Annotated in this window: 26 protein-coding genes and 1 tRNA gene; 14 read left to right on the plus strand and 13 right to left on the minus strand. The window is 66.0% G+C overall.

The genetic code is table 11. The annotated features are described in order from the left end of the window. Positions 1-4: 4 nt before the first annotated feature. From O9281_RS04800 to O9281_RS04825, 6 genes are all read right to left on the minus strand, one after another. Positions 5-679 carry a pilus assembly protein gene (locus O9281_RS04800; RefSeq protein ID WP_298183427.1) on the minus strand — a complete coding sequence of 225 codons (675 nt, stop codon included), beginning with the start codon at positions 677-679 and terminating at the stop codon, positions 5-7. Then, positions 676-1275 carry a TadE/TadG family type IV pilus assembly protein gene (locus O9281_RS04805; RefSeq protein WP_298183430.1) on the minus strand — a complete coding sequence of 200 codons (600 nt, stop codon included), beginning with the start codon at positions 1273-1275 and terminating at the stop codon, positions 676-678. The genes O9281_RS04800 and O9281_RS04805 overlap by 4 nt, the downstream gene beginning before the upstream one ends. Further along, positions 1272-3209: a TadE/TadG family type IV pilus assembly protein gene (locus O9281_RS04810; RefSeq protein WP_298183431.1), complete on the minus strand. Its 1938-nt coding sequence runs from the start codon at positions 3207-3209 to the stop codon at positions 1272-1274. Before O9281_RS04810 ends, O9281_RS04805 begins: the two co-directional genes overlap by 4 nt. 141 nt (positions 3210-3350) lie before the next feature. Continuing rightward, on the minus strand, positions 3351-3785 hold the full coding sequence (locus tag O9281_RS04815) for a TadE/TadG family type IV pilus assembly protein (RefSeq protein WP_298183432.1): 435 nt from the start codon (positions 3783-3785) through the stop codon (positions 3351-3353). Further along, complete coding sequence (locus O9281_RS04820) at positions 3782-4249, minus strand: TadE/TadG family type IV pilus assembly protein (protein WP_298183433.1); 468 nt, start codon at positions 4247-4249, stop codon at positions 3782-3784. The genes O9281_RS04815 and O9281_RS04820 overlap by 4 nt, the downstream gene beginning before the upstream one ends. Further along, entirely contained in the window at positions 4246-5466 is a 1221-nt protein-coding gene (locus tag O9281_RS04825) for a Tad domain-containing protein (protein ID WP_298183434.1), read from the minus strand. Before O9281_RS04825 ends, O9281_RS04820 begins: the two co-directional genes overlap by 4 nt. A 195-nt stretch (positions 5467-5661) precedes the next feature. Between O9281_RS04825 and O9281_RS04830 the strand changes: the two genes are divergently transcribed. Then, a complete protein-coding gene (locus O9281_RS04830) occupies positions 5662-6318 on the plus strand; it encodes a squalene/phytoene synthase family protein (RefSeq protein ID WP_298183435.1) in 657 nt (218 codons plus the stop codon). 21 nt (positions 6319-6339) lie between these two features. After that, positions 6340-6807: a hypothetical protein gene (locus tag O9281_RS04835; RefSeq protein WP_298183437.1), complete on the plus strand. Its 468-nt coding sequence runs from the start codon at positions 6340-6342 to the stop codon at positions 6805-6807. A gap of 60 nt (positions 6808-6867) precedes the next feature. Here the strand turns inward: O9281_RS04835 and O9281_RS04840 are convergent, their stop codons facing one another. From O9281_RS04840 to trmFO, 3 genes are all read right to left on the minus strand, one after another. Beyond that, on the minus strand, positions 6868-7629 hold the full coding sequence (locus O9281_RS04840; protein WP_298183438.1) for an outer membrane beta-barrel protein: 762 nt from the start codon (positions 7627-7629) through the stop codon (positions 6868-6870). Positions 7630-7807: 178 nt separating this feature from the next. Continuing rightward, the gene (locus O9281_RS04845) at positions 7808-8569 is read right to left on the minus strand and encodes an outer membrane beta-barrel protein (RefSeq protein ID WP_298183439.1); all 762 of its coding nucleotides are present in this window, start codon (positions 8567-8569) and stop codon (positions 7808-7810) included. A gap of 108 nt (positions 8570-8677) precedes the next feature. Beyond that, positions 8678-10039, minus strand: a complete 1362-nt coding sequence (gene trmFO / locus O9281_RS04850) for a methylenetetrahydrofolate--tRNA-(uracil(54)-C(5))-methyltransferase (FADH(2)-oxidizing) TrmFO (protein ID WP_298183440.1) — start codon at positions 10037-10039, stop codon at positions 8678-8680. 71 nt (positions 10040-10110) lie between these two features. On the opposite strand from trmFO, the gene O9281_RS04855 reads away from it, so the two are divergent. Together O9281_RS04855 and thiE are read left to right on the plus strand one after the other, a co-directional pair. Further along, positions 10111-10758: a lysoplasmalogenase gene (locus O9281_RS04855; protein ID WP_298183441.1), complete on the plus strand. Its 648-nt coding sequence runs from the start codon at positions 10111-10113 to the stop codon at positions 10756-10758. Positions 10759-10800: 42 nt separating this feature from the next. After that, positions 10801-11418 carry a thiamine phosphate synthase gene (thiE, locus tag O9281_RS04860; protein ID WP_298183442.1) on the plus strand — a complete coding sequence of 206 codons (618 nt, stop codon included), beginning with the start codon at positions 10801-10803 and terminating at the stop codon, positions 11416-11418. Positions 11419-11427: 9 nt separating this feature from the next. On the opposite strand, the gene O9281_RS04865 is transcribed toward thiE, so the two are convergent. Continuing rightward, positions 11428-11787, minus strand: a complete 360-nt coding sequence (locus O9281_RS04865) for a hypothetical protein (protein WP_298183443.1) — start codon at positions 11785-11787, stop codon at positions 11428-11430. Between the two features lie 169 nt (positions 11788-11956). Between O9281_RS04865 and efp the strand changes: the two genes are divergently transcribed. The 5 genes from efp (at position 11957) to O9281_RS04890 (ending at position 15373) form a co-directional block, all read left to right on the plus strand. Further along, entirely contained in the window at positions 11957-12523 is a 567-nt protein-coding gene (gene efp / locus O9281_RS04870) for an elongation factor P (protein ID WP_298183444.1), read from the plus strand. Positions 12524-12531: 8 nt separating this feature from the next. After that, positions 12532-13353, plus strand: coding sequence for an inositol monophosphatase family protein (locus O9281_RS04875; protein WP_298183445.1), 822 nt, complete (start codon positions 12532-12534; stop codon positions 13351-13353). Positions 13354-13439: 86 nt separating this feature from the next. Next, positions 13440-13769 (plus strand): hypothetical protein, encoded by a 330-nt coding sequence (locus O9281_RS04880; protein ID WP_298183446.1) that lies wholly within the window; start codon positions 13440-13442, stop codon positions 13767-13769. 54 nt (positions 13770-13823) lie between these two features. Beyond that, positions 13824-13907: transfer RNA gene (locus O9281_RS04885), tRNA-Leu, on the plus strand. A 146-nt stretch (positions 13908-14053) separates the two neighbouring features. Next, positions 14054-15373: a M20 family metallopeptidase gene (locus O9281_RS04890; RefSeq protein WP_298183447.1), complete on the plus strand. Its 1320-nt coding sequence runs from the start codon at positions 14054-14056 to the stop codon at positions 15371-15373. 28 nt (positions 15374-15401) lie between these two features. On the opposite strand, the gene O9281_RS04895 is transcribed toward O9281_RS04890, so the two are convergent. From O9281_RS04895 to O9281_RS04905, 3 genes are all read right to left on the minus strand, one after another. Further along, on the minus strand, positions 15402-15947 hold the full coding sequence (locus tag O9281_RS04895; protein WP_298183448.1) for a hypothetical protein: 546 nt from the start codon (positions 15945-15947) through the stop codon (positions 15402-15404). Between the two features lie 129 nt (positions 15948-16076). After that, a complete protein-coding gene (locus O9281_RS04900) occupies positions 16077-16253 on the minus strand; it encodes a hypothetical protein (RefSeq protein WP_298183942.1) in 177 nt (58 codons plus the stop codon). A gap of 32 nt (positions 16254-16285) precedes the next feature. Then, positions 16286-17872, minus strand: a complete 1587-nt coding sequence (locus O9281_RS04905) for an isocitrate lyase (protein WP_298183449.1) — start codon at positions 17870-17872, stop codon at positions 16286-16288. Positions 17873-18015: 143 nt separating this feature from the next. On the opposite strand from O9281_RS04905, the gene O9281_RS04910 reads away from it, so the two are divergent. The 5 genes from O9281_RS04910 to O9281_RS04930 all read left to right on the plus strand — a co-directional run bounded on the left by O9281_RS04910 (position 18016) and on the right by O9281_RS04930 (position 26186). Further along, the gene (locus tag O9281_RS04910) at positions 18016-19407 is read left to right on the plus strand and encodes a short-chain fatty acyl-CoA regulator family protein (RefSeq protein WP_298183450.1); all 1392 of its coding nucleotides are present in this window, start codon (positions 18016-18018) and stop codon (positions 19405-19407) included. Between the two features lie 77 nt (positions 19408-19484). Further along, positions 19485-20870, plus strand: a complete 1386-nt coding sequence (locus O9281_RS04915) for a TIGR03013 family XrtA/PEP-CTERM system glycosyltransferase (protein WP_298183451.1) — start codon at positions 19485-19487, stop codon at positions 20868-20870. Beyond that, a complete protein-coding gene (gene prsK, locus O9281_RS04920; RefSeq protein WP_298183452.1) occupies positions 20871-23003 on the plus strand; it encodes an XrtA/PEP-CTERM system histidine kinase PrsK in 2133 nt (710 codons plus the stop codon). It begins immediately after the preceding gene. Beyond that, positions 23003-24367: a PEP-CTERM-box response regulator transcription factor gene (gene prsR, locus O9281_RS04925; protein WP_298183453.1), complete on the plus strand. Its 1365-nt coding sequence runs from the start codon at positions 23003-23005 to the stop codon at positions 24365-24367. Before prsK ends, prsR begins: the two co-directional genes overlap by 1 nt. Then, positions 24360-26186, plus strand: coding sequence for a tetratricopeptide repeat protein (locus O9281_RS04930; protein ID WP_298183454.1), 1827 nt, complete (start codon positions 24360-24362; stop codon positions 26184-26186). The genes prsR and O9281_RS04930 overlap by 8 nt, the downstream gene beginning before the upstream one ends. Positions 26187-26239 lie beyond the last annotated feature (53 nt).

Here is a 26239-nt window from a genome sequence, read left to right on the forward strand (position 1 = left end):
GGGATCAGCTGGCGATCCGGCCATCGCTGGTCAGGTTGATCGGCCCGCGGTAGGCGCCGCAGCGCTGCACCGGATCGCGCTGGTACAACTGCGAGAGATCGCGATTGTCGCGCACCGTGAACGAGGCGACCGAGGAAATCTCGGGATTGGTCACGAACCGGTGCGAGACCAGCGGCTGGTAAGTGAAGCGCAGTTCGACGAAGATCACCGCCTCGCCATCCTGGGCGAAGACCTCTTCGCCCGGTGGCCCCATCCCGGCGCCGACCCGGCTGCCTTCCACGCCATAGGCCGGCTGGACCCGCTTTGCGCCCCGGCACCGCTGCCAGTGAATGTACTGGCTGCCCGAGACGGGATCGACCTCGAGGCTGGAGATGATCACCCGGCCATTGGCGAAGAGGTTCAGCGAACCGGCCTGGAGCTGGGCTCCATAAAGCAGGTCGTTGATATCGGATTCATAGACCTTGCGTTCGCGCAGGGTCGAGGTGTCGCCCACGCGCGAGGCATTGTCGGCCAGGTGGACGGCCAATTGCCCGACCTTCATGTTGACCAGGGCATAATTGGCCGTCTCGGTGCCCCACAGCCCGGCCATCAGCAGCAGCGGCGCGCCCAGCGCGAATTCGGTCATCGCCACGCCCGAACGGCTGCGCAGCAGGCGGGCAAACAGGCTGCGCCGGGTCATGAGCAGGCCCCCACTTCCGGTGCGGCCTGCTCGCTGGTGCCATAGGGCTGGTTGCGCAGCACCGTGGCGGAACGCAGTTCGAAGGTCTCGCTCTGCCCGGGGATCAGCGCCGCGACCGGGAAGGGGCGGCGATAGCGCACGGTCACGGTATAAAGCACCGCATCGCGCGCGCCGCCAAGGCCACCCTGGCCGGGATCGAGGTCCCAGGTGCCATTGCCATTGGCATCCTCGAACGGCTCGCCGCCATCGCAGGTGCCGTTGCGGTTGACGTCGGTATAGTCTTCGGGTCGGCTGATCTCGGTGAAGTTGGTATAGGATGCGCGGTTGAAGGTCAGCTGGGCCTGAGGGGCCACGGCCTGGACCGCGCGGGTGACGATCGCATCGACCTGCGCGGTGCTGCCGGCGGCGCCTTCGATGGTCGAATTGCGGGCGGCCTGCTGGATCGCGCCCTGCAGCATCTCGTTGGTGTACATGTTGTAGGCCAGGTCAAACAGCCCGAGCAGGGTGATGAGCAGCACCGGGGCGATCAGCGCGAACTCGGTCAGCGCAGCGCCCTGTTCGTCGCGCCACAGGTCGGTCAGCAGGCGGCGGATCATCGCGACACCCTCAGATCGCCCATTTGCGCTGCGATCTTGCTGAAAACGTCGTTCAGTTCGGCGGAATTGTCGGCCTCGAAGAACTTGCCGGGTCCGGCGCACTCGGTCATCACCGGGTTCAGCCGCGTGCCGAAGCCGATGATCCAGACGGTGATATTGCGCTTCTTCACCTCGCTGCAGGCCACGCCAAAGCGGTTTTCGACCACGTTGGCCAGGGTCAGGCCGCCAGCCGGCCGGGCCGGGTTCCAGCGCCGCTTGTCGAGCGGTTCGATCCCGTAGGTACCGTAAGACAGGTCAAGCGGGGCGGTTTCCCCGTCGGTCAGGAAGATCAGGTGGCGACTGGTCGGCCGTCCGCCCAGGTCCGCGTTCTCATCCGCGAACAGCCCGGTTGGCGAAAGCAGCCGCCCGCCCCAGATCATCCCGATATCGTGATAGGTCGAACCCTGGGCAAACAGCGACCGGACATAGCCATCGACTTCGCTCGACGACATTTCCGCCAGCTTGCGCGCCGGGGCGGGGCAGGCCGACAGCCCGGCCCACTGGGCCTGGAGATAGCCGTTGCTGGTCATCACCGGGCTGCGGAAGGTGCCGCGTCCGTTCCACCAGATTTCCGGTTCATAGGAAATCTCGTTGAGCATCGGCCGCCACTGCGACTTGGTATCATTGGCACTGGGCACCAGGTCGATGTCGAGGTCGAGCGCCTTGGAGAGGTCGACATTGTCGTAATCGTCGATCTCGTAGGTATCGCGTTCCTCGATGCAGCCGCGGAACCAGGCGGTCAGCGGCTGGACGGTGGGGGCCGGATAGCCTTCCATCATCACGTTGATCGAACCCGGCTTCAGCGGATCGTCGCCGGTCGCGCCCTTGAGAAAGCTGACGTCGACAGTGACGGGCCGGTAGTGCCAGTTGTAGACAACCCGCGATCCGGTGCCGGTTTTCCGCCGGGTCCAGGAATAGGTATAATTGTTGTAGATCGATCCGGTCACATCGACGGTCAGCCCGTCGGAGGAGACCCCGCAGGAATAGCTGGTGCCGTTGATCCGGGTCGTGCCGCTTTCGGTGCCGTCCCGGGCGACCGAATAGGCCAGGTTGGTCGATACCGCCGTGCTCGCGGGGCAACTTGCGGCCGGATAGCTGGCGACCGGGCTCTGCGTGCCGCTGATGTAGGTATAGGTCGTGTCGAAGATGTCGTAGCTTTCGGTCCGGCCGGTCTCCCGGTTGACCCGCCCGTTGTATTGCCAGCGGTCCACCACCCAGTCCGATTTCAGCAGGAAGCCGACGTTGACGTTGGTGGAATAGGGCATGAAGCCGTACCGCACGCGAGTGCCCGGCGTCTTGCTGCCTTCGACCTGGGCATGGAACGACCTGACCACGCTGCGCAGCGCCTGGATCCGGGTCTGGCTGTCGCCCGGGTTGGTCCAGTTCATCGATCCGGTGGTATCCAGCACGAACATGATGTCGGTATTGCTGAAGTTCAGCCGCGCTTCGCAGCCCACGGCCACGTCGACCTGGTCATAGCCGAACAGGTTCATGATCGTGGTCGGCACCTCGACCGAGGCGGTGCCCGAGATCGCGTAGTCCTGTTCCAGCGTCATGATGAAATTGCGCTCGCGCGTGCCATAGGCGCCATCGCGGAAGTTTAGGTTGAAGAACCGGTTGCCCACCGTATCGACATCGGCCGGGATTTCTCCGCTGGCGATGAATTGCGAACCCAGCTTCTTGCGCGCGGCCAGCACCCCGGCGTCGCAGGCCTGCTGCAACCGGCTCTGCGCCAGGTAGCTGCGGCCCATGTCGATCCCGCCGCCGACCATGGCCAGCAGGGGGAACAGGCCCGCAGCGATCATCGCCAGCGTATTGCCGGCCCGGTCGTGCGCCAGCTGGCGGAGAAAGCCCGCCGGCTGCGCCGAAGCCTTGCTGGCAGTTGCGTGATCCATCCCCGGCCGAAACCTCCTGCACCGAGGCTTCGGCGTTAGTCAGGCTGGGTAACGGCGCGGCAAAGATATATGGTTAATTACGTAAGCAAAACCATTGATTGGCCGGTGTCGAGGGCCAGCCGTGCCATCGCTCTCCGGCGGTCAAGTCGCGACGTAGACCGGGCGGTTGACTGTGATTGTCGGCGCGCCAACCCCAATGAAGCCGAGCAGGCCCTGCGGGACATAGCTGACCTGGATGTTGAACCGTTTCGTGCCGGTAATGGCCGAGGCTGGCTGGGTGACATTTACCGTCAGGTTGTCGATTTGCAGGCCATAGGGCGGATTGACCGCATAGGCGATCGCGCGGCTTTCGACCTGCTCGGCGGTCAGATCGTTGTCCTTCTGGTATTCGACCGTCGTGAAGCGCGCCGTGTCCGTCACCACCGAGCGGACCGCGTTATAGGCGTGCATGTGCAGGCCCACCTGCAGCACGCCCAGCATTAGCGAGAAGAGCACCGGTGCCAGGATGGCGAACTCGATGATCGTGCTGCCCTGCCGGTCGTGCCGCAGCTGATGAAGGAAGCGCCCGCCGATCACGAGATTTGCACCGTGCGCTGCACGCGATAGTTCATCGCCTGGCCGACCCCGAAATTGGTCCACATCGGGTTGTAGGTATCGGTCAGCGTGACCTGGACATAGGTGGAGATCACGGCATTGCTGTTGCAGCTGCTGCTGGCGGCAACCAGCGTGGTGTTGTTGCCGCAGCGGAACATCTTGACCACTGCCACCTTGTTTGACGGCAGGGACAGGGTGCTCATCAGCACGCTCTGGATCGTGTTCACATCGGTCGCCGTGCCATTGGCGACGGCCAGCACGATGCTTTGCACTTCGGTTGCGCCGGCCTGGAGATCGGATTGACGGCCGATCATCCGGCTGATGTCGAAAGTGCCCAGGGCCAGCAGGACCAGCACCGGCGCGACAATGGCGGTTTCCACCACCACCGAGCCGGCGATCGAGTGACGCAGCCGCGCGAGCAACAAGGACAGTACCCCGGCCATCATGCCACCAGGTTGACCTTGGCGATCGAGGTGCCGGCGCTGTTGGTCTGGTTGGTGGTGCAGCGCGTGTCGAGATAGGCGTTACCCAGCACGTTGATCCGGCGCGCCGAGATCTGCAGGCAGGTGCTGCTGATGCTGGACGTACCGTTCAGTCGCGCGGTCCCCTTGGGCAGGTAGATCGTACCCTGGAACAACGACGTGGAATTGCCGTTGATGATGTGATCCTGGGTCGGGTTGCTGTTGCGATCCTCGAAGATCAGCATGTTGGCATAGCGGTTGGCCAGGGTCGTCGAATAGCCCAGCGCGATGAAGTTTGATGCCTGCATCGGGGTCAGCGACAAGGTGTTGCCGTTGCCGCTGCCGCCCAGCTTCAGTGTCGCGCCGTTGCGCAGGACAAACATGACGTTGGCCCCGGTCACCGTGAAGTTGCCGGTCAGGTCCAGTTCGCCGCCATTGATCACGTAGATGCCCGAACCAAAGGTGGTGCGGCATCGCACGGTCAGCCCGTTATAGGTCCCGGCCAGGGGCGACGCCTGGGCGTTGCGGCCGCCGGTACAGGCATAGGTGCGGGCTGTATTGTTGGTCGGCGGGGTCAGGTCGGCAAAGGTGTCGGTCAGACCGGTGACCTTTTCGGTCAGCACGGATTCGTTGGCTGCCGGAACCGAGGCCGTGCCGCAGGTCGCAATCGAATCGGTAACCACGGTGGCCGAACCATCGATCGTGATCGCATCGTCCGAGCAGGACAGCGCCGCGAGGCCGCAGCGTGCCTGGATGTTGGCATTGCCGCCAACGCTGAACGTCGTGCCACTGTCACCCACCGCGATGAGGCAGGCCGAATAGTTCTGCCCGGCCTGGAAGCTGGCCTGCGAATAGGCGCCGATCGTCACGGCGGATCCAGTGATGAAGCTGGAGAAGGGCAGGGCGCGAGTGGCCGTGGCGCGCACGATCACGCTGTTGTTCGAGCCGTTGGCGTAACTGGCCAGCTGGAACGTGGGCGTTGAGGCGAAACCACGGGTCAAAGCCAGGTTGTTATTGTAATCCTGCGTGCCGCGGGTGGTGTAACTGGTGCGGCTGTTGGCGTTGGACAGGGCCCAGGCGGCGGCCAGTGCACCCTGGTCGGTTGCCTGCTGAAGCTCACGCTTCCAGGCATACCATTGGGCGACATCCACCGCCGCGCCAGCGCCGCCGATCAGCATCGGCACGCCGACCGCGACGAGCATGAGGGCGTTCCCGCTCGAGTTTTTCCGCAGCCTGCGCAGGGTTTTTGCGATCCGAAGCAGCATCTTGTTCCTCGTCGACCGGATTCTTTCGCGATCTTTCTAGCGGTTCTTCCTCTATGCCAGTTGAAGGAGCCTGGTTAAGGCGGCGTAAACCCTGACACCTCGGAACCATTTAGACGCCCGGAACGACCAGCGATGGACATTGCCGACCACCTTGCCGAACTGCCGCAGGCGTCGCGCCTGGCGCTGGCCTATGCGCCCGCAGCGGCGCGCGGCGGCGTGCTGGCGCTGCTGGCCTTCGACGCGCGGCTGGCGGGGATCGTCCGGCGGGCCCGCGAACCGTTGCTGGGCCAGATGCAGCTCGCATGGTGGCGCGACCAGTTGCAGCGTGAACCGGCGAGCCGGCCGAAGGGCCAACCGCTGCTGCAACTGCTGGCAAGCCTTGAAGGCCAGGCTGACGAGCTGGTTGCGCTGGTCAACGGCTGGGAGGAGCTGCTTGATCCTGCGGCGGTCGACCGGCGTGGCCTTGAAGCCCTGGCCGAGGCACGCGGGCGGAGCTGGGCTGCCCTGGCCCGCATGCTGGCGGGGGATGGCGCGGCTGGTACCGCCGGCCACGCGGGCTACCAATGGGCCCTGGCCGACCTGGCTGCTGGACTGGGCCAGGCCGAGGACCGGGCCGCGATTGCGCCGCTGCTGGCCGCTTGCGACTGGAACCCGGTGGCCTTGCCGCGCAGACTGCGCAGCCTGGCGATCCTGCACGGCCTGGCTCGCCGTGCGCGGGGCACCGGTCCCTTGCTCGATGGGCCGGGGGCCTTGGCAGTTGCCGTTCGCATCGGCATGCTGGGCCGCTAGGGCGGCAATGGGAGTCAGTTGATGAATCGCACTGTCTTGGGTGCCGTGATCGGCCTGCTGCTGGCTGCCGCCGGGCTGTTCTGGTGGCAGGGCCGGGCCGCGGTGGAGAGCGCGGCCCCGCCGCCGCCGACCATGGCCGAGATCCCCGCCGAGGCTGACCTTGAGGCCATCCCAACCGAAGATGGTGACGGACTGTATGGTCCCGCGCTGCCGCAAGTGGACGAGGACACCCGCGAGGAGCGCCGCTTCAACCGGCTGGACCGCAACCGCGACAACCTGATCAATCGCAACGAGGCCTTGCAGCCCCGCGTCGCCGCCTTCCGCAAGCTTGATCGCGATGGCAACAACCTGCTGAGCTTCGAGGAATGGGCCGTGGCCACCTCGAACCGGTTCAAGGGGGCGGACGGTGATGGCAATGGCCAGCTGACCCGCACGGAATTCGAAAAGACCCGGCCCCCGCGCCCCGCGCGGCCCCAGTGCAAGTGCTGATTGTGGCAACGCCCGCCCGGCAGAACCGGACGGGCGCTGACTTTCGGCCTTTGGCCAGGCTTAGAAGCGATAGTTCACACCAGCGCGAACCAGATGCAGCCGCAGGTCCTGGCGCACCGTTTCGCTGTAGGCCGGGCTGGTGAAGGCGCTGCCTGGGCGATAGGCGGTGGCATAGGTGGCCGTCCCCTGATCGGCGTAATTGTAGGACAGGCGAACGGAGAGGTTATCGCCAAGCCGTTGCTCAAGGCCGCCGCCCACGACAAAGCCGTCCATCGTCTTTTCCAGTTCGCCGCTCTTCAGGTAGTTCCCGCTCGAGGTGACGGTCGCCCCGAACCGGGCCTTGGTCCAGGCCCAGCCGCCTTCGCCATAGATCAGCGTGTTGCCAAAGGCGACGCCGGCCTTGGCCTTGATCGACGACATGCGCTTGGCGTTGATCGAGTTGGTGAAGGTATAGCTCAGCGTCGGCGTGCGCGGAACCCGCAGTGCTCCGCTGCTGACCGTTTCGGAGCCGGGGAGGAACGAGGTGTCCGCTTCGACCCCCAGTACCAGCGAGCCGGTCTGGTAATTGTAGCCGATCTGTGCGCCGAGGTTGTAACCGTCATCGCGCTGGCGCTCGGCCATGTTGTTGGCAACGAAACCGCGCAAGCTGGCGGCTTCGGTCGACCAGGCTCCGCCCAGGGTGACATCGGTGGCCGAGCGCGTCTGGTTGAACCCGCCATGGACACCCGCATAGAAACCGGTCCAGTCGGCTTCATCGTCTGCCAGTGCGGGTGAGGCGGTCAGGCCCAGCGCTAGGGCGGTCAGGGTCAGATAGCGGTTCATTGTCAGTACTCCGTGTCAGGTTTGCCACCCTCGCACGCCAGTGCTGACCCGAACCTTGCTGCAAGTTGTACGAAGCCGTCTTCGCGCTGTACCGGTACCTCAACCTGCGGTTACTGAACGGCAAGACGCCCGCCCGGGGGCTTCCCGGACGGGCGTCCATGTCTTGATCCCGGACTGATCAGAACCGGTAGTACACGCCCACCCGCACCAGGTGCAGCCTGAGGTCCTGCGTCACGGTTTCGGTATAGGCCGGCGTCGTGAAACTGCTGCCCGGCTGATAGGCCGTGGTATAGGTTTCGTCGCCCTGATCGGCATATTGATAGCTCAACCGCACCGAAACGTTGTTACCCAGGCGGTGTTCGATCCCGCCTCCGACGATGAAGCCGTCCATGGTCCGGTCAACCAGCGCGGCCTTGCGGTAATTGCCGTTGGACTGGACGTTGACGCCCAGTCTGGCCTTGGTCCAGGCCCAACCGCCATCGACATAGAGCAGGGTCCTGCCCAGGGGCACCCCGGCCTTTGCCTTGAGGGCGAAATGGTGCTTGGGTTCGATAATGTTCATGTAGCTGTAGCTGAGCGTCGGGAATGTGGGCACGGCCAGCGGCCCGCGCTGGATCGTCTCACCGCCGTTCAGGTAAGTGAACTCACCCTCCACACCCAGCACGGCACCGCCGGTCTGGACGTTGTAGCCCAGCACGACACCGGTGTTGGGGCTGCCATCGGACTGGCGTGCTCCCATGTTGTTGCTGAAGAAATCCCGCAGCGCCTGGGTTTCAACCGACCATTGGCCGCTCAGCGCAACGGTAGTGTCGGATTTTGTTCCCGTATACCCGCTCTGGATCCCGATATAGGCCCCGGACCAGTCCTCTTCGTCCTGGGCCAATGCCGGACTGGCGGTAACTCCAAGCGCAATAGCTGTGATCGTGACGATAGATTTCATCTCGTCCTTTCAAACCAGCGCGACCCGGTCAGGATGTAATATACGAAGTTTCACTGATGGGGAATTGTAAGGAGGCGACTTTTGCGCAGATTTGCGCCGATTCGGGGTCTAGCCGAGCCAGGCGGAGAGGTCGGCCTTGGCCCGCGCGGTATAGGCTTCCTTGCGGACCTTCTTCTTCACCGACGGATCAACCGGCGGGAACAGCCCGAAGTTGACGTTCATCGGCTGATAGCTGTCGGCCTCGGCATCGCCGGTGATGTGAGCCAGCAGCGCGCCCAGCGCGGTGGTGCGCGGCGGTGCAGACCAATCGCGCCCGCCCGCTTCCGCCGCCGTCATCAGCCCGGCCAGCAGGCCCACGGCGGCGCTTTCGACATAGCCTTCGCAGCCGGTGATCTGCCCGGCAAAGCGGATATGCGGGGCGCTCTTCAACCGCAGCTGGCGATCGAGCAGGGTGGGCGAATTGAGGAAGGTGTTGCGGTGCAGGCCACCGAGGCGCGCGAATTCCGCATTCTCCAGCCCCGGAATGGTCCGGAACACGCGGACCTGCTCGGCATACTTCAGCTTGGTCTGGAAGCCGACCATGTTCCACAGCGTACCCAGCTTGTTGTCCTGGCGCAGCTGGACCACGGCATAGGGCCAGCGGCCATTGGGATGCTCAGGGGTCGCCCAGTGCGGGTTATCGAGTCCGACCGGCTTCATCGGCCCGAACCGCAGCGTTTCCACCCCGCGCTCGGCCATTACCTCGATCGGCATGCAGCCATCGAAATAGGGGGTATTGGCCTCCCACTCGCGGAACTCGGTCTTTTCGCCCGCCAGCAGCTCTTCGCGGAAGGCGAGGTACTGGCCCCTGGTCATCGGGCAGTTGATGTAATCGCGCCCGTCGCCGCCCATCTCGAGCGAGGCTTCGGCCCCCTTGTCCCAGCGGCTGGCCATCCAGGCGACGTCCATGTCGATGGAATCGCGATAGACGATCGGGGCGATCGCATCGAAGAAGGCGAGGCTGTCGGCCCCGGTCGCCGCGCCGATCGAGCGGGCCAGGGCTTCGGCGGTCAGCGGCCCGGTGGCGACGATGGTGAGGCCCGCTGAAGGCAGCACGTCGATCCGTTCGCGCATCACGTCCAGCGTCGGCTGGGCGGCCAGCGCGGCTTCTACTTCGGCGGAAAAGACATCGCGGTCGACCGCCAGCGCCGATCCGGCCGGAACCCGCGCCTTGGCCGCGGCACCCATGATCAGCGAATCCAGCTGGCGCATCTCGTAATGCAGCAGGCCAACGGCGTTCTTCTCATCGTCGTCGGACCGGAACGAGTTCGAGCAGACCAGCTCGGCCAGGCCCGCCGTCTGGTGCGCGGGGGTCATCTCTCCGCTGCCGCGCATTTCCGACAGGCGCACCTTCAGCCCGCGCCGGGCTAGCTGCCAGGCGGCCTCGCTGCCGGCCATTCCCCCGCCGATGATATGAACGTCATATGCCATGCCCGCGCCCCTAACGCTTGCAAGGCCGACAATCCAGCGGCAAGCCTGCGCCAGAGGGAAGGGGAGACCAAATGCCGCATCAAGCCCTGATCGAGAAACGCCCCTGGCTGCTGGCCAGCCTGGCCGCCGGGATTGGCTTCTGGTTGCTGAAGGATACCGGCCTGCCCGGGCTTTACCAGATCGCCTTGAAGGGGGCGGGGGTGGCCTTGCTCGCGGTCTATGCGCTCGCGCGGCACAAGGGGCACGATGCCAATACCATCGCGGCAGTCATGGCCTTTGGTGCACTGGGGGACGTGCTGATCGAGTTCCGGCTGGAGGCCGGGGCGGTGGCCTTCCTGATCGGCCACCTGATCGCGATCCGGCTCTACTGGCAGCACCGCCGGCCCAATCCTTCGGGCAGCCAGCGCGCGGCGGCGCTGGCGCTGCTGGTGCTGACCTCCTTGGTTTCGTTCCAGCTCGGTGGGGCGCTGGTCGCGGTCTATGCGCTCGGGCTGGGGGCCATGGCGGCGACGGCCTGGCTCAGCACGTTCTCGCGCTATCGGGTCGGGCTGGGCGCGGTCCTGTTCGTTATCTCGGACCTGCTGATCTTCGCGCGGATGGGCGTGCTGGCGGACAGCCCGCTGCCCGACCTGCTGATCTGGCCGCTCTATTACTTCGGGCAGTTCCTGATCTGCGTCGGCGTGGTGGGCGAATTGCGGCGGCGGGCGGGGGCGGCGTGATCGCGCTTGCCGCTGCCGGGCCAAGCGAATAGGGCGCCGCCCATGAGCAATTGCCAGCTTTACCTGATCTCGCCGCTCGAAGTCGGCGGCAACTTCCCGGACCGCTTGGCCCGCGCGCTGGATGCCGGGGCGGTCGCTGCGTTTCAGTTCCGCGTGAAGGGGATCGACGAGCACGAGGCCGCGCGTCTTGCCGAACCGCTCCAGGCGATCTGTGCGGAGCGCGAGGTTGCCTTCATCGTCAACGATTCGATCAGCCTCGCCAAGCGGATCGGGGCCGATGGCGTCCACCTGGGGCAGGATGACGGCACGGTCGAGGAGGCCCGCCAGCGCCTGGGGCGCGAGGCGCAGATCGGCGTGACCTGTCACAACAGCCGCCACCTGGCGATGGAAGCGGGCGAGGCGGGGGCGGACTATGTCGCCTTCGGAGCCTTCTTCCCGACCACCACCAAGGACGTGAAGCATCACGCCACGCCGGACCTGCTCGAATGGTGGCAGGCGATCATGGAAATCCCTTGTGTGGCGATCGGCGGGATCACGCCCGAAAACTGCGCGCCGCTGGTCGCAGCCGGGGCCGATTTCCTCGCCGTGTCCGGCGCGGTCTGGAACGGTGACGAGGCAGCGGCGGTGAAGGCCTTTGCCGAGGTGCTTGGCCCAGCCTGAGTCGGCTTGCTAGTCGTTATTGCGAACCCGGCGCACGCAGCGCAGCGGGGTGTCCTGGCCCGCCGCGTCGACCTCACGCAGGAAATTGGCCGAGAGCCGCTTGAATCGCTGGCCGTTCTTGGGGCCGCTGGTCATGATCACCTGATCGCCGGTCAGCAGGTAGGTACCGCGACCATCGCCAGTCGAATAGCGCGAGGAATTGTGCACGGTGAAATCCTGTCCGGGCTGGCGGATCCCGGCCGGGCCGGTGGCATCACCGGGCAGTTCGCAACGGTATTCCCCCTGCTGCAACGTGCCGATTGCCCCGCCGGGGGTGGCAAGGGCCGGACCAGTGGCCAACAGGGCGAGGATGAGTGTGGATCGGTGCATCGGACAAGCTCGTTATTGTTCGGCGCTTAGCAGCACCTGAACGGGCTGGCCAGCAGCTAGCGCCGCCACGCCCCGTCACCCTTGCCCAGTTGCCATGCAGACGCTAAGGGCGCGCCTTCACCCGCTTTGCGGCGGGCGGTTCTTTCTCAATCCATGAAGGCAGCGGCACATGGCCAAGATCAGCGGCGTGGACATCCGTCCCGGCAACATTCTCGAGTATGAAAAGGGCATCTGGAAGGTTGCCAAGACCCAGCACACCCAGCCGGGCAAGGGCGGGGCCTTCATGCAGGTCGAGATGAAGAACCTGATCGATGGCCGCAAGACCAATGTCCGCTTCCGCAGCGCCGACACGGTCGAGCGCGTGCGCCTCGACACCAAGGACTTCCAGTTCCTCTATGCCGAGGGCGATGACCTGGTGTTCATGGACACCGAAACCTATGACCAGATTACCCTGCCGTCTGACCTGCTGGGCGATGCCGCAGCCTTCCTGCAGGACGGCATGACCGTGCTGCTGGAAATGTACGACGAGCGTCCGATCTCGGTCCAGCTGCCCGAACATGTCGAAGCCACGATTGTCGAAGCCGATGCCGTGGTGAAGGGGCAGACCGCCTCGTCCAGCTACAAGCCGGCGATCCTCGACAATGGCGTGCGCGTGATGGTGCCGCCGCACATCGAAAGCGGCACCCGCATCGTGGTCGACGTCTACGAGCGCGCCTACGTCGGCAAGGCGGGCTGAACCAGACCATGGCAGCCATTTCCGGCCTCATTCGCGTGATGGAAAAGGCCGCCCGCAAGGCGGGTGGCCGCCTGCGGCGCGACTTCGGCGAGGTCGAGCACCTCCAGGTCAGCCGCAAGGGCCCGGCCGACTTCGTGTCCAAGGCCGATCAGCACGCCGAACGCACCCTGTGGGACGAGCTGCGCGCCGCGCGGCCGGACTGGGGCTTCCTTATGGAAGAGGGCGGCGAGATCGCCGGGGAAGAGGGCAAGCCCCGCTTCATTATCGATCCGCTCGATGGCACCAGCAATTTCCTCCACGGCATCCCGCATTTCGCGATCTCGATCGCGGTGCAGGAACCCCGGCTCGACGGGAAGGGCTGGGGCGAGGTCACAGCCGCGCTGGTCTACCAGCCGATCACCGATGAAAGCTTCTGGGCCGAAAAGGCCCGTGGCGCCTGGCTGCAGGACCGCCGCCTGCGCGTCTCCTCGCGCCGCCACATGGATGAAAGCCTGATCGCCACCGGCATTCCCTTTGCCGGGCGCGGTGACAGCATGGAATGGATGAAGATCTATGCCGCGCTGGCCCCGCAGGTGGCTGGCATCCGCCGCTTCGGCGCGGCTTCGCTTGATCTCGCCTGGGTCGCGGCTGGCCGCTATGACGGGTTCTGGGAAAGCGGTCTGGCCCCCTGGGACACCGCCGCCGGCTGCCTGCTGGTGCGCGAGGCGGGTGGTTTCGTGTCCGACTGGCGCGGGATCTCGCAGCCGATCTGCGATAGCCAGGTGCTGGCCGCCAACGATGCGCTCCATGCCCGCTTGCACAAGGCGCTGGTGACCGGCCTCAAGGCCTGATTTCTCGCCCGCATTAGGCAATTGCTAACCACGATCTGTCATGCCGTGTTTCCCATCGGGAACGCGGGAGACGGGTTGTGCCGGCAGTGACGATCAGCAGCGGAATGGCATTCGTCGTGCTGGCCCTGTCCGTTCCCGTGCCGGACGACCAGGCCGCGCCGCGCCTTGCCGATCATCGCTTCGATCTTGCCGCGCTGACGCTGGCCCGGCCCTTGGCCAATGCCGCTGGCGAACCGGCCGAGCGCCTGGCTGCGTCGCGCCACGATCGGGTGGAACTGGCGGGCGCGAAATGGACCCCGCCCAGCAAGACCTGGGGCAACCGCGCCAGCGGCCCGATCCTGCAGGTTGGTGCGCTGGGCACCACGGACAAGCGGTTCCCCGACCTGGCCCACATCGCCTTCGATTGGGATTTCTGAACCAGCTTGCTTGAACCATGCAGCCAGCGCGGCTAAGCCGCCCGGCGTCGCAGTGCCCCTGTGGCGGAATGGTAGACGCGACCGACTCAAAATCGGTTGTCGCAAGACGTGCCCGTTCGAGTCGGGCCAGGGGCACCAGTTTGTTGATGAGCCTCAAGCGCCGGCGCGGGCATCCGCCCGCTTGGCTATCCTCGCATAAGCTCGGGTGGCCGGTCGGCCTTGCGGACCCTACGGGTCCGAGGCTTGCACTTGCTAGGTTGCAATACACCGCCTAGCCTGCGGGCATGAAGCACATCGTCACGCTCGCCGCCGCGCTCCTCGCTACCACTGCCGCTCCGGTCCAGGCCGATCCGATCCGCGATCGCATCGCGGCGGAAATGCCTTCGCTGATGGCGATCTATCGCGATCTGCACCAGCATCCCGAACTCAGCTTCCAGGAAGTCCGCTCGGCCAGGATCATGGCCGATGCCGCCCGCGCCGCCGGGTTCGAGGTGACCGAGAAGGTGGGCAGGACCGGCGTCGTCGCCGTGATGCGCAACGGCCCCGGCCCGGTCGTGCTGGTCCGCGCCGATATGGACGGCCTGCCGATCGAGGAACAGACCGGCTTGCCCTATGCCTCGAAGGCGCGCGGCGTTTCGACCGCGGGCGTGGAAAGCGGGATCATGCATGGCTGCGGGCACGATACCCACATGGCCGGCTGGATCGGCGCAGCCCGCGTGCTGGCGGCCAACAAGGACAAGTGGTCCGGGACGCTCGTGATGATCGGCCAGCCTGCCGAGGAGATCAACCTGGGCGCGCTGGAGATGATCAAGGACGGGCTGCTGACCCGCTGGCCCAAGCCCGATTACACGCTCGCCTTCCACGATAGCGCCGAACTGCCATCCGGCACGGTCGGGGTGAAGGCTGGGTTCGCCCTGGCCAATGTCGATAGCGTCGACATCACGGTCAAGGGGCTGGGCGGGCATGGCGCCTATCCGCATACCACCAAGGATCCGATCGTGCTGGCCAGCGCGATCGTGATGCGCCTGCAGACGCTGGTCAGCCGCGAAAGCAATCCGATGGACCCCAGCGTGGTGACGGTCGGGGCGTTCCACGGCGGGGCCAAGCACAACATCATCTCCGACGAGGTCAAGATGCAGCTGACGGTGCGGTCCTATTCGGACGCGTCTCGCAAGCTGCTGCTTGACGGGATCAAGCGCATCGCGCGGGCCGAGGCCCAGGCTTCGGGCCTGCCGGACGACCGGATGCCGGTGGTGACCATTGCCGATCCCTATGCCAAGGCGACCTATAACACCCCCGAACTGGCCGAACGGATGCGCGGGGTGCTGACCAAGCGGTTCGGTGCCGAGCGGATCGCGAACCCCCAGCCGTCGATGGCGGGCGAGGACTTTGGCGAGATCGCCCGCGCGGCCGGGCCGAACACGCAATCGCTGATCCTGTGGATCGGCGGACGACCCAAGGCCGAGCTTGAGGCAGCGGCGAAAGAGGGTCGGCAATTGCCCGGACTGCACAGCCCGTTCTGGGCGCCCGAGGCTGACAAGGTGATCTCTGCCGGGGCCGAAGCCCTGGTCGCCGCCACGCTGGAACTGATGCCGCGCCGCTGATTGGCGCGTCCGGTTCGCGCCCGCCGGCCTAGTCGACCGCGTTCGATCCGCTCCGTAGCCGCGAGGCTTCGTGGATTTCGGCGATCTGCTCCTCGGTGGGGCGGATCGAGCCTTGCGGCTGGTTCGCTTTCCGGCGTGCGGCGCTGGTGGGCGTATCGGGCAACTGGTCCTCGGGCACGCCCTTGACCGTTACCGAGGCGCCGGGCGTCATTGGCAGCGGGGGCGGGGCTACGACGGCCGGTCCGGCGGCCAGCTGCGGCGGGCCGCTAGCGATTGGTGCCGACGCAGCCCCGCCATCGAAATATGTCTCGCCGCCGCCGTCCGGGCCTTCGCCGCCTTCAACCGGCACCGGGCCGCCGCTGCGGACTTTCAAGCCTTGCTGGGTCTGCTTGCGCGATTTGGCCATGTCCACCTCGGCCTGCTTCGTGTCTTTGGCCTTGACCTGATCGGCCGCGGCTTCGCTGGCGCCGCCATCGGCAAACAGCGCGATGCAGACCGTGATCGCCAGGGTTGCTGCAGCAAAATGCTTCAGCAGGCTTGGTGAAATCGGCAGGGTGGGTGCGGGGCGTCGCATGGCCGATTGGCTAGCAGGCGAAGGTTAATCGCCCGGCGCAGGATCATGGTTGCCAAAAAATTGACGGTCGCCGGGGTGAAAGGGGCACCCCGACGACCGCCGTTTCTCCTCCCCAGGAGACTGGTGGGCTCAGTTGTAGGTACCGAGCCGATGATAGAGCGCGTTGATCCGCGCGATCTCTTCAGGCGCATCTACTGCCCGGGCATGGCTGGCCAGGGCTGCGCGAAGCAGCTGGAAGTCGGCCGTCGAAAGCAGGGCGCGGGCGCGCTGCGGTTCGCGGGTTTCGGTAGCGGTCATGGTCGTCATCGCACCTTCTCCTTGCTGCGAGTTATTGGTCGTTATGCGGCAAACTGGTTCATCGTGTTGTGTTCGCCAGCGGCCTTCAGCGCGGCCTCACCGGCGAAGTATTCCTTGTGATCGTCACCGATGTCGCTGCCCGACATGTTCTGGTGCTTCACGCAGGCGATACCCTGGCGGATTTCCTGGCGCTGGACGCCCTTGACGTAGCCCAGCATGCCCTGTTCGCCGAAGTATTCCTTGGCGAGGTTATCGGTGCTGAGCGCGGCCGTGTGATAGGTCGGCAGGGTGATCAGGTGGTGGAAGATCCCGGCCTGCGCCGCCGCATCGCGCTGGAAGGTGCGGATGCGCTCGTCGGCTTCGGCGGCGAGGTCGGTGCCGTCATAGTCCACGCTCATCAGCTTGGCGCGGTCATAGGCGGACAGGTCGCGGCCTTCGGCGGTCCAGGCATCGAACACCTGCTGGCGGAAGTTCAGCGTCCAGTTGAAGCTGGGCGAATTGTTGTAGACCAGCTTGGCATTGGGGATCACTTCGCGGATGCGGCTGACCATCCCGCCGATCTGGCCGATGTGCGGCTTTTCGGTCTCGATCCACAGCAGGTCCGCGCCATTCTGGAGCGAGGTGATGCAATCGAGCACGCAGCGGTCTTCACCCGTTCCGGCGCGGAACTGGTAGAGGTTGCTGGGCAGGCGCTTGGGCTTCAAGAGCTTGCCATCGCGGCTGATCAGAACATCGCCGTGGCCGATTTCGGTCACTTCATCGCAATCGAGGAAGCTGTTGTACTGATCGCCGATGTCGCCGGCTTCGCGGGTGAAGGCGATCTGCTTGGTAAGGCCAGCGCCCAGCGAGTCGGTGCGGGCAACGATGATGCCGTCCTCGACGCCCAGTTCCATGAAGGCGTACCGGACCGCGCGGATCTTCGCGAGGAAGTCCTCGTGCGGCACGGTGACCTTGCCGTCCTGGTGGCCGCACTGCTTTTCGTCCGAGACCTGGTTTTCGATCTGGATCGCGCAGGCGCCCGCCTCGATCATCTTCTTGGCGAGCAGATACGTCGCCTCGGCATTGCCGAACCCGGCGTCGATATCGGCGATGATCGGCACGACGTGGGTTTCATAGCTGTCGATCTTGGCCTGGATGGCCTTGGCCTTGACCTCGTCGCCGGTCTTGCGGGCATCGTCGAGCTCGCGGAACATCATGCCGAGTTCGCGGGCATCGGCCTGGCGCAGGAAGGTGTAGAGTTCCTCGATCAGCGCGGGAACGCTGGTCTTCTCGTGCATCGACTGGTCGGGCAGGGGGCCGAATTCGCTGCGCAGCGCGGCGATCATCCAGCCCGAGAGGTACAGGTAGCGCCCCTTGGTGGTGCCGAAGTGCTTCTTGATCGAGATCAGCTTCTGCTGCCCGATGAAGCCGTGCCAGCAGCCCAGCGACTGGGTGTAGTTGGCCGGGTCGGCATCATAGGCGGCCATGTCGGCGCGCATGATCTTGGCCGTGTACTTGGCGATATCGAGGCCGGTCTTGAAGCGGTTCTGCAGCTGCATGCGGGCAACGGATTCGGCATCGATCCCGTCCCAGTTGCTGAAACGGCTGATCTGGCTGTCAGCGGCGGCGATGGTATCGGTATAGGACACGGGGAACCTCCAGGGGTTTGAATGATCCCTGCCTAACCCCGCGCTGCTGATTCGAGTGCAACAAATCACAAAATAAATTGTATGACTGCCGCCAATCGGGGCATTCTTCTTGCAAAGTTGTAAATTATGTGACAAAGCAGGCCATGCCCGAGACGACCCTGCTTGCCGGTCCCGCCATCCGCCGCCTGCGTCGGCGCGAGGGGCTGACCCAGTCCGCCATGGCGGCCCAGCTGGGGATTTCGCCCAGTTACCTGAACCTGGTGGAGCGCAACCAGCGGCCACTCTCCGCCCGGCTGCTGGTGCGGCTGGCCGAAGCCTTTGACTTCGATCCGCGCAGCCTGCGTCAGGACGAGGCGGTGGGCGGGGTCGATGGCCTGCGCCGCCGCCTGGCCGATGCCCGCTTTGCCGACCTGGCGATCGACCGCGATGAGATCGCCGAATGGCTGAGCGCCGCGCCCCAGGCGGCGCTGGCCTTTGCCCGGCTGTTCGATGCCAGTGGGCCCGGCGGGGACGTGGCGGGCGAGGGCGATCCGATGGAACTGGTCCGGCGTGAGATCGAGCGCTGGCGCAACCACTTTCCCGATCTCGATGCCGCGGCCGAGGAACTGGCCGACGAACTGCGCCTGTCGAGCGCCGATACGGGCGCGGCGCTGGCCGAGCGGTTGCGGCAAAAGCACCAGATCGCGGTACGAACCCTGCCGGTGGAAGTGATGCCCGATGCCCTGCGGCGGCTGGACCTCCACGCCCGGCAATTGCAATTGTCCGAACTGCTCGATCCCGCCTCGCGCAATTTCCAGGTGGCCTTGCAGCTGGCCCTGCTCGAACAGCGGGATGAGATCACGGGCATCGCCAATGGCGCGCAGTTCGCGGACCGCGCCGCCTGGCGCTTGTTTCGCCGCCACCTGGCGGCCTATTTCGCAGCCGCCGTGCTGATGCCCTATGGTCGGCTGCTGCGCGCCTGCGAGGCGACCGGTTATGACTTGCCGATCCTGCAGCGCCGCTTCGGCGTGGGGTTCGAGCAATTGGCTCACCGCCTGACCACGCTGCAACGCGTCGGCCAGCGCGGCCTGCCGTTCTTCATGGCGCGGGTCGACCGGGCCGGGCAGTTCTCCAAGCGCTATGCCGGGGCCAGCGGCACGGCCTTGCTCGACAGCGGCACCGGCTGCCCCTTATGGGTGGCGCACCGGGCCTTCGAGCGGGCCGGGCAGCTCTGCGTCCAGCTGGCCAGCTTCGAGGAACCGAACGGCACGGCCAGCCAGTGGCTGACCATTGCCCGCACGGTCGATGGCAGCGGCGCGCCCGGTGCCGACGGCGCGCGGTTCGTGGTGGCCTTGGGGATCGAGGCGGGCCTCGCCGGATCGCTCGCCCAGGCGCGCGGTCTGGCGCTGACCCCGGCGGAAGCCGTGCCGATCGGGCCGGGCTGTGCCGGGTGCCACCGCAAGGACTGCATGCAACGCTCGCTGCCCCCGCGCGGCGCGGACCTGTCATTCGACGAACGCGCCCGGGGATTGACGCCGTTCAGCTTTGCCGAGTGACCGCGCTGTAAAGTTTACCGACATTTCACACCTCCCCGTTAGGCAGGCAGTCCAGAGACTGCACGAGCCACGGGGACATGGTCCGACTGTTCAAGCACTATATACCCCATGCGGTGATCCTGCTTGGTGCCATTGATGTGCTCCTGCTGTACCTCGCAGGTGACCTTTCATGGCGGCTCAGGGCATCGCAGATCGGGATGTTGCCGGGATCGGTCGAGGATCGGTTGTGGCAGCTGACGGCCTATGCCTCGGTCACGCTGGTGGCGATGATTTCGGTCGGGGTCTACGGCCCCGAGGCGCTCCGTTCGATGCGCTATGCCACGGCCCGCTTGCTGGTGGCGATCTCGCTGGGGATCATCGCCCTGGTCTTTGTCGACTTCACTATCGGTGGCGGGAATTTCTGGCGTTCGACAATGGCTTACGCCATGGCCGGATCGATTGTCGCGCTGGTCATGAACCGCCTGGTCGTGGGTGGAATCCTGGGCGCGGCGGCCTTTCGCCGGCGGGTGCTGGTGCTGGGCGCCGGCCAGCGTGCCGAACGGTTGCGCCATCTCTCGGAACGTCCCGAAAGCGGCTTCGTGATCGTCGGCTTCGTGGCGATGACCGAGGCCGAGCCGCTGGTGAAGGATTCCATCGCCCGCACCGCGATCCACAACCTGACCCGCCACGTCGAAAACCTGGGGGTAAGCGAAGTGGTGCTGGCGCTGGAGGAACGGCGCAATGCCCTGCCGTTGGCCGATCTCCTGCGGATCAAGACCACCGGGGTGCACGTCAACGATTTCTCCAGCTTCATCGAGCGCGAGACCGGGCGGGTCGACCTGGATACGGTCAATCCCAGCTGGCTGATCTTTTCCGACGGGTTCTCATCCGGCCGGGCCGTTTCGAGCGCGGCCAAGCGGCTGTTCGATATCGCCGCCAGCGCGCTGCTACTTGCCCTGACGGGCCCCGTCATCCTGCTGTTCGCGCTGCTGGTGAAGCTCGACAGTCGTGGCCCCGCTTTCTACCGCCAGACCCGCGTTGGCCTGTTTGGCGAACCGTTCGACGTGATCAAGCTGCGCTCGATGCGCACCGATGCCGAGGCCAATGGCGCCCAGTGGGCCAGCAAGGACGATCCGCGCGTCACCCGGATCGGCCAGTTCATCCGCAAGACCCGGATCGACGAACTGCCGCAGGCCTGGGCAGTGCTGAAGGGCGAGATGAGCTTTGTCGGCCCCCGGCCCGAACGGCCGGAATTCGTCGCCGACCTCGAGCAGCAGCTGCCCTATTATGCCGAGCGGCACATGGTGAAGCCCGGCATCACGGGCTGGGCGCAGATCAATTACCCCTATGGTGCCTCGATCGAGGATTCCCGCCACAAGCTCGAATACGATCTCTACTACGCGAAGAATTACACGCCGTTCCTCGACCTGTTGATCCTGCTGCAGACGCTGCGCGTGGTGCTGTGGAACGAGGGCGCGCGGTAAATGGTGACGAGCCCGACCCTGTGGGATGCGATCGGCACCTTTGCCTGGGGCACGGGTGCTTTCGCGTGCCTGGCAATGGCCGCCACCCTGCCAGGGCGACGCGAGCGATTTGGCGCACTGCGCCCGCCGATTGCCCTTGCACTGTTTCTGACCGGGCTGTGGGCTTTGACCGGAGCACTGGCCGGCCCGGCATCACAGTGGACCGACCTCGCTGATACGGCGCGAAACCTCGGCTGGCTGCTGCTGATTTACCGGATGTTCGCGGTCGATGGACGCCATGCCAGCCTTGGGCCGGTGCGTCCCTTGCTGCTGGCGATTGCCTTTGTCGAAATGCTGCAAATGGCAATCGGCTTCCTGATTTCGTCCGGAATGATCGCCAGCGCACTGGCTTTCCATTCGGCCACCCTGCTGCGGCTGCTGGTGGCAACCGGCGGGCTGATGCTGGCGCACAACCTCTATGCCGGGGCCGCGCGCGAGGCGCGCTTGGTCCTGCGCTGGCCGGCCCTCGCGATTGCCGGATTGTGGGGGTTTGATCTCAATTACTTCACGGTTTCGTACCTGGCCGGTGCCACGCCGGACGGTCTGGCGGCCATGCGCGGCATCGAGGCCCTCGCGGCCGCCGCGCTGATTGCCATTGGCCTGCGGCGGGGCAGCGACGCGCTGCGGTTTCAGCCCTCGCGCTCGGTGATGTTCCAGTCGGCTTCGCTGCTGATCATTGGCGGATACCTGGTTTTCATGGTGATCATCTCGCGCTGGCTGGCCTGGGCGGGACAGGGGTTCACTGCCGAGCTGCAACTGGTGCTGGTCGGCACCGCTGCCGTCCTACTGGCCGCGCTGGTCTCGTCGCGGGTCTTGCGGGCCCGGTTGCGAGTCATGCTGACCAAGCACCTGTTCCAGCATCGCTACGACTACCGCGAGGAATGGCTGCGGTTTACCCGCACGATGGGGCGCGGTGGCGCTGAGGAAGCGCCCTTGCAGGAACGCGCAATACGGGCCGTGGCCGACATGACGGACAGCCCCGGAGGCCTGCTGCTGACCCCAACCGAGCATGGCAAGCTGGGCCTGGCCGCCCGATGGCAGTGGCCGACCGCCGATGTTCCGGCCGAGGCACTCCCGGCCAGGGCGGTGCAGGCCTTCGAGGTGGATGGTTCGGGCGGGTTCATCATCGATCTCGATGAACTGCGCGGCGGCGATGGACCGAGGCAGGGACAGTGGGCACCGCCCCAGGAAGCCGTGCCGCAATGGCTAATGGACGAACCGCGCGCCTGGGCGATGGTTCCGCTACTTCATTTCGACCGGCTGGTCGGGATGGTCGTGCTGGCGCGGCCGACCGTGACGCGCCGGCTCGACTGGGAAGATTTCGACCTGCTGCGCGTGGCGGGCCAGCAGCTGGCCAGCTACCTGGCCGAGCAGGCCGGGCAGGAGGCGCTGGCCGAGGCATCGCGGTTCGACGATTTCAACCGCCGCATCGCCTTCGTCATGCACGATATCAAGAACCTGGCCAGCCAGCTCGGCCTGCTGGCCCGCAACGCCGAAGCCCATGCCGAGAACCCCGAATTCCGGGCCGACATGCTGGTGACCCTGCGCAATGCCGCCGACAAGCTCAACGCGCTGTTGGCGCGGCTGTCGCGCTATGGCCACAGCACGGTGGAGCGGCTCGTCCCGGTCGATCTGGAACAGGTGGCAAAGCGGGTCGCAGGGCAGTTTCGGGCGGCCCACCAGGTCGAGGTCATCAGCAGTCAGCCTTGCCGGGTCACCGCGCGCGAGGAACTGGCAGAACAGGTGCTGGTCCACCTGGTCCAGAACGCGATCGACGCCAGCCCGCCCGATAGCCCGGTGTTCCTGCAAGTCGGCCAGGATGGCTTTGGCGGGGTGGTCGAAGTGATCGATTCCGGCTCCGGCATGAGCGCCGAATTCATCCGCAACGGCCTGTTCAAGCCGTTTGTTTCCACCAAGCCCGGCGGGTTCGGGATCGGGGCCTACGAAGCCCGCGAACTGATCCGGGCCATGGGCGGGCGGCTCGATGTCGAATCCCGCGAAGGGCTGGGCACCCGTTTTGCCCTGCGCCTGCCCCTGGCTGAAACGGCCGAACTGATCACCCATCTCACCACTTCTGACCAGAAGGTCGCATGATGTCCGATCCCAAACCCAAGCTGCTGATCATCGAGGATGACCCGGGGCTGCAGGCGCAGCTCAAATGGGCCTATCCCGACTTTTCGGTGATCATCGCCGGTGACCGCGCGAGCGCGCTGGCTGCCTTGCGCTCGGAAGAGCCCGGGGTTGTGACGCTGGACTTGGGCCTGCCGCCCGATCCTGACGGCACCAGCGAAGGCTTCGCCGTGCTGGATGCGATCATGGCACTCAAGCCCGATACCAAGGTGATTGTCGCCTCGGGCCACGGTGCGCGGGAAAGCGCGCTGCAGGCCATCGCGCGCGGGGCTTATGATTTCTACCAGAAGCCGGTCGATATCGAGACGCTGGGGCTGATCGTCCAGCGCGCCTGGCGCTTGCACCAGATCGAGGCCGAAAACCGGCGGCTGGCCAGCAAGAGCGACGATGGCAACAAGGTGCTGGGTCGGATGATCACCGGTGCGCCGGAAATGGTGAAGGTGGCCCGGACGATCGAGCGGGTGGCCAACACCAATGTCTCGGTCATGCTGCTGGGTGCGAGCGGTACCGGCAAGGAACTGCTGGCGCGCGGCCTGCACGAGGCCAGCGACCGCGCCGGCGGGGCCTTCGTTGCGATAAACTGTGCGGCGATCCCTGAAAACCTGCTGGAAAGCGAACTGTTCGGGCACGAGAAGGGCGCCTTCACCGGCGCGGTCAAGACCACCGAGGGCAAGATCGAACTGGCGCACAGGGGTACCCTGTTCCTCGACGAAGTGGGTGACATCCCGCTGCCGCTGCAGGTCAAGCTGCTGCGTTTCCTGCAGGAACGGGTGATCGAGCGGATCGGATCGCGCAAGTCGATCGCGGTCGATACCCGCATCGTTTGCGCCACGCACCAGGACCTCGAAGCGATGATCGCCGCCGGCAGCTTCCGCGAGGACCTGTTCTATCGCTTGGCCGAGATCGTGGTGAAGATTCCGAGCCTGGCCGAACGGCCCGGCGATGCAGCGCTGCTGGCCAAGGCCTTCCTGGCCCGTTTCGCGCGCGAGATGAACCCATCGGTCAAGGGTTTTGCCGCCGATGCGTTGGCCGCGATCGATGCCTGGCACTGGCCCGGCAATGTCCGCGAACTCGAAAACCGGGTGAAGCGGGCGGTCATCATGGCCGATGGCAAGCTGGTCAGCGCCGCCGACCTCGACCTGTCGGAACCGGGCGAGGCGGAGGACGAGGCGCTGAACCTCAAGAGCGCGCGCGAGGCGACCGACCGGCGCGTCATCCGCCATGCCCTGGCCCGGTGCGAGGGGAACATCTCGAACACGGCCAAGTTGCTGGGGATCAGCCGCCCGACGCTTTACGACCTGCTGAAGCAATACGACCTGCATGCCTGAACCGCGCCGCCTGTTGCTGGTCTGTGCTGCCGCATTGGCCCTGGCCGGGCCGCTGGCTGCCGCACCCGAAGCGGTCGGCGAACAGATGGCACAGGCGCGGGCGGCAGCGGCGCGCGGCGATGGCATTGCTGCCGAAGCCGAACTGCGCAAGGCGCTGGCCGTTGGAGCAAGCCGCACCGATGTGGCCGCCGCGATGGGCGAGGCCGCCCTGCTTCAGGGTGACCTGGTGCGGGCGCGGCAATGGCTTGAAGGGCGCAGCTTCGCGCCGGGGCAGGAAGCCTATGGCTGGCGGATGCTTGGCCGCCTGCTGCGGCTGGAAGGACGGCTGGTTGAAGCCGGGCAAGCGCTCGACCAGGCGCTGCAGCTGGCGCCCGATGATCCCCTGCTGTGGGTTGAAATCGCGCGGCTGCGCTATATCGGCGGGGAAGACCTGAAAGCGGTCGAGGCAGCCGACCGGGCCGTCCAGCTTGGGCCAGAAGAGCCCCGGGCGCTGGAATTGCAGGCGCAATTGCTGCGCGATCGGACCGGGCCGCTCGCGGCCTTGCCGCTGTTCGAACGGGCGCTGGAACTGGCGCCGGACGACCTGCGACTGTCCAACGAATATGCCGCCACCCTGGGCGATGCCGGACGGGCGGCGGAGATGGTCGCGGTAACCCGCGAGGTCCATGAACGGAACCCGCGCGAGGTGGTGCCGTTCTATCAGCAGGCCGTAATCGCGGCCCGCGCCGGCAATGTCGATCTGGCGCGCAACCTGTTCAATCGCACGCGCGGCCAGTTGCGCGAACTGCCAGCGGCGATGCTGCTGCAGGGCGCGCTGGAGCTGGAGGCCGGTAATGTCACGATGGCGGTCGAACTGCTCGAACGGCTCGACCAGCGCCAGCCGGCCAACCCACGGGTTCAGGTGCTCTATGCCCGGGCCCTGTTTGCGGTGGGAGATTTCGATCGCCTGCACCAGCGCTTTGATGGCCTGGCCGCGCGGCCTGATGCGTCGCCTTATCTGTTGACCCTCTTGGGCCGGGCCTATGAACGGACCGGCAATCGTGCCGCCGCCGCCACCTTGCTGGATCGCGCTGCCGCGCCCAGCCTGCCCCCAATCCTGCCGATGGCCGAGCCCGAACCACTCGGGATCCTGGCCGCAAGGTGGGGGGACAGCCCGGACCTTCCGGCCGCAACAGTCCCCTATGTTCGCAGCCTGCTGATGGCGGGGAACAAGGCGGAGGGCGGGGCAGTTGCTGCCCGGTTGCTGGCCAGCCGTCCGGCTGCGGCCGATGCGCTGGTCCTGGTCGGCGATACAGCGCTGGTTGCGGGCGCTTATGACCAGGCTTTCGCGGCCTATGACCGGGCAGCCCTCGTTCGCTATCCCGACTGGCTGATGCTGCGGGCGACCGAAGCGCTCGACAAGGCCGGACGGGGCGGGGAGGCGGCAGCCGTGGCGGCGCGCTATGCGGCCGCATTTCCCGACAACCATCTCGCCCTGCGCCTGCTGGCCGGGGCCACCGCGTTTTCCGGCGATTGGCCGCGCACTCGAGAACTGCTGGAACATCTCAACCGCCGCACCGGCGGCCGCGATGTTCGCCTGCTGGCCGATCTTTCGCTGGCTCAACTGCGGACGGGCGATGCCACTGCGGCGCTCGCCACCGCCGAAACCGCGCGGCGATTGCAGCGGGCCAGCCCGGTTGCGGCCCAGGCCAAGGGCATGGCACTGGCCGCGCTGAAGCGCGAGCCGGACGCGGCGGCGGCCCTGCTGGCCAAGGCGCAGCGCATCGGTGGCGATAATCTGTTGCTGCAGGAAGCGCGCGGCCAATTGCGGGCGCATTAGGTCGCATTGCCTCTCGACAAGCGGCGCGCCAATCGCCAAGCTTAATCGGTCGA

It is taken from the genome of Novosphingobium sp. (assembly GCF_027531025.1).
Classification (GTDB): domain Bacteria; phylum Pseudomonadota; class Alphaproteobacteria; order Sphingomonadales; family Sphingomonadaceae; genus Novosphingobium.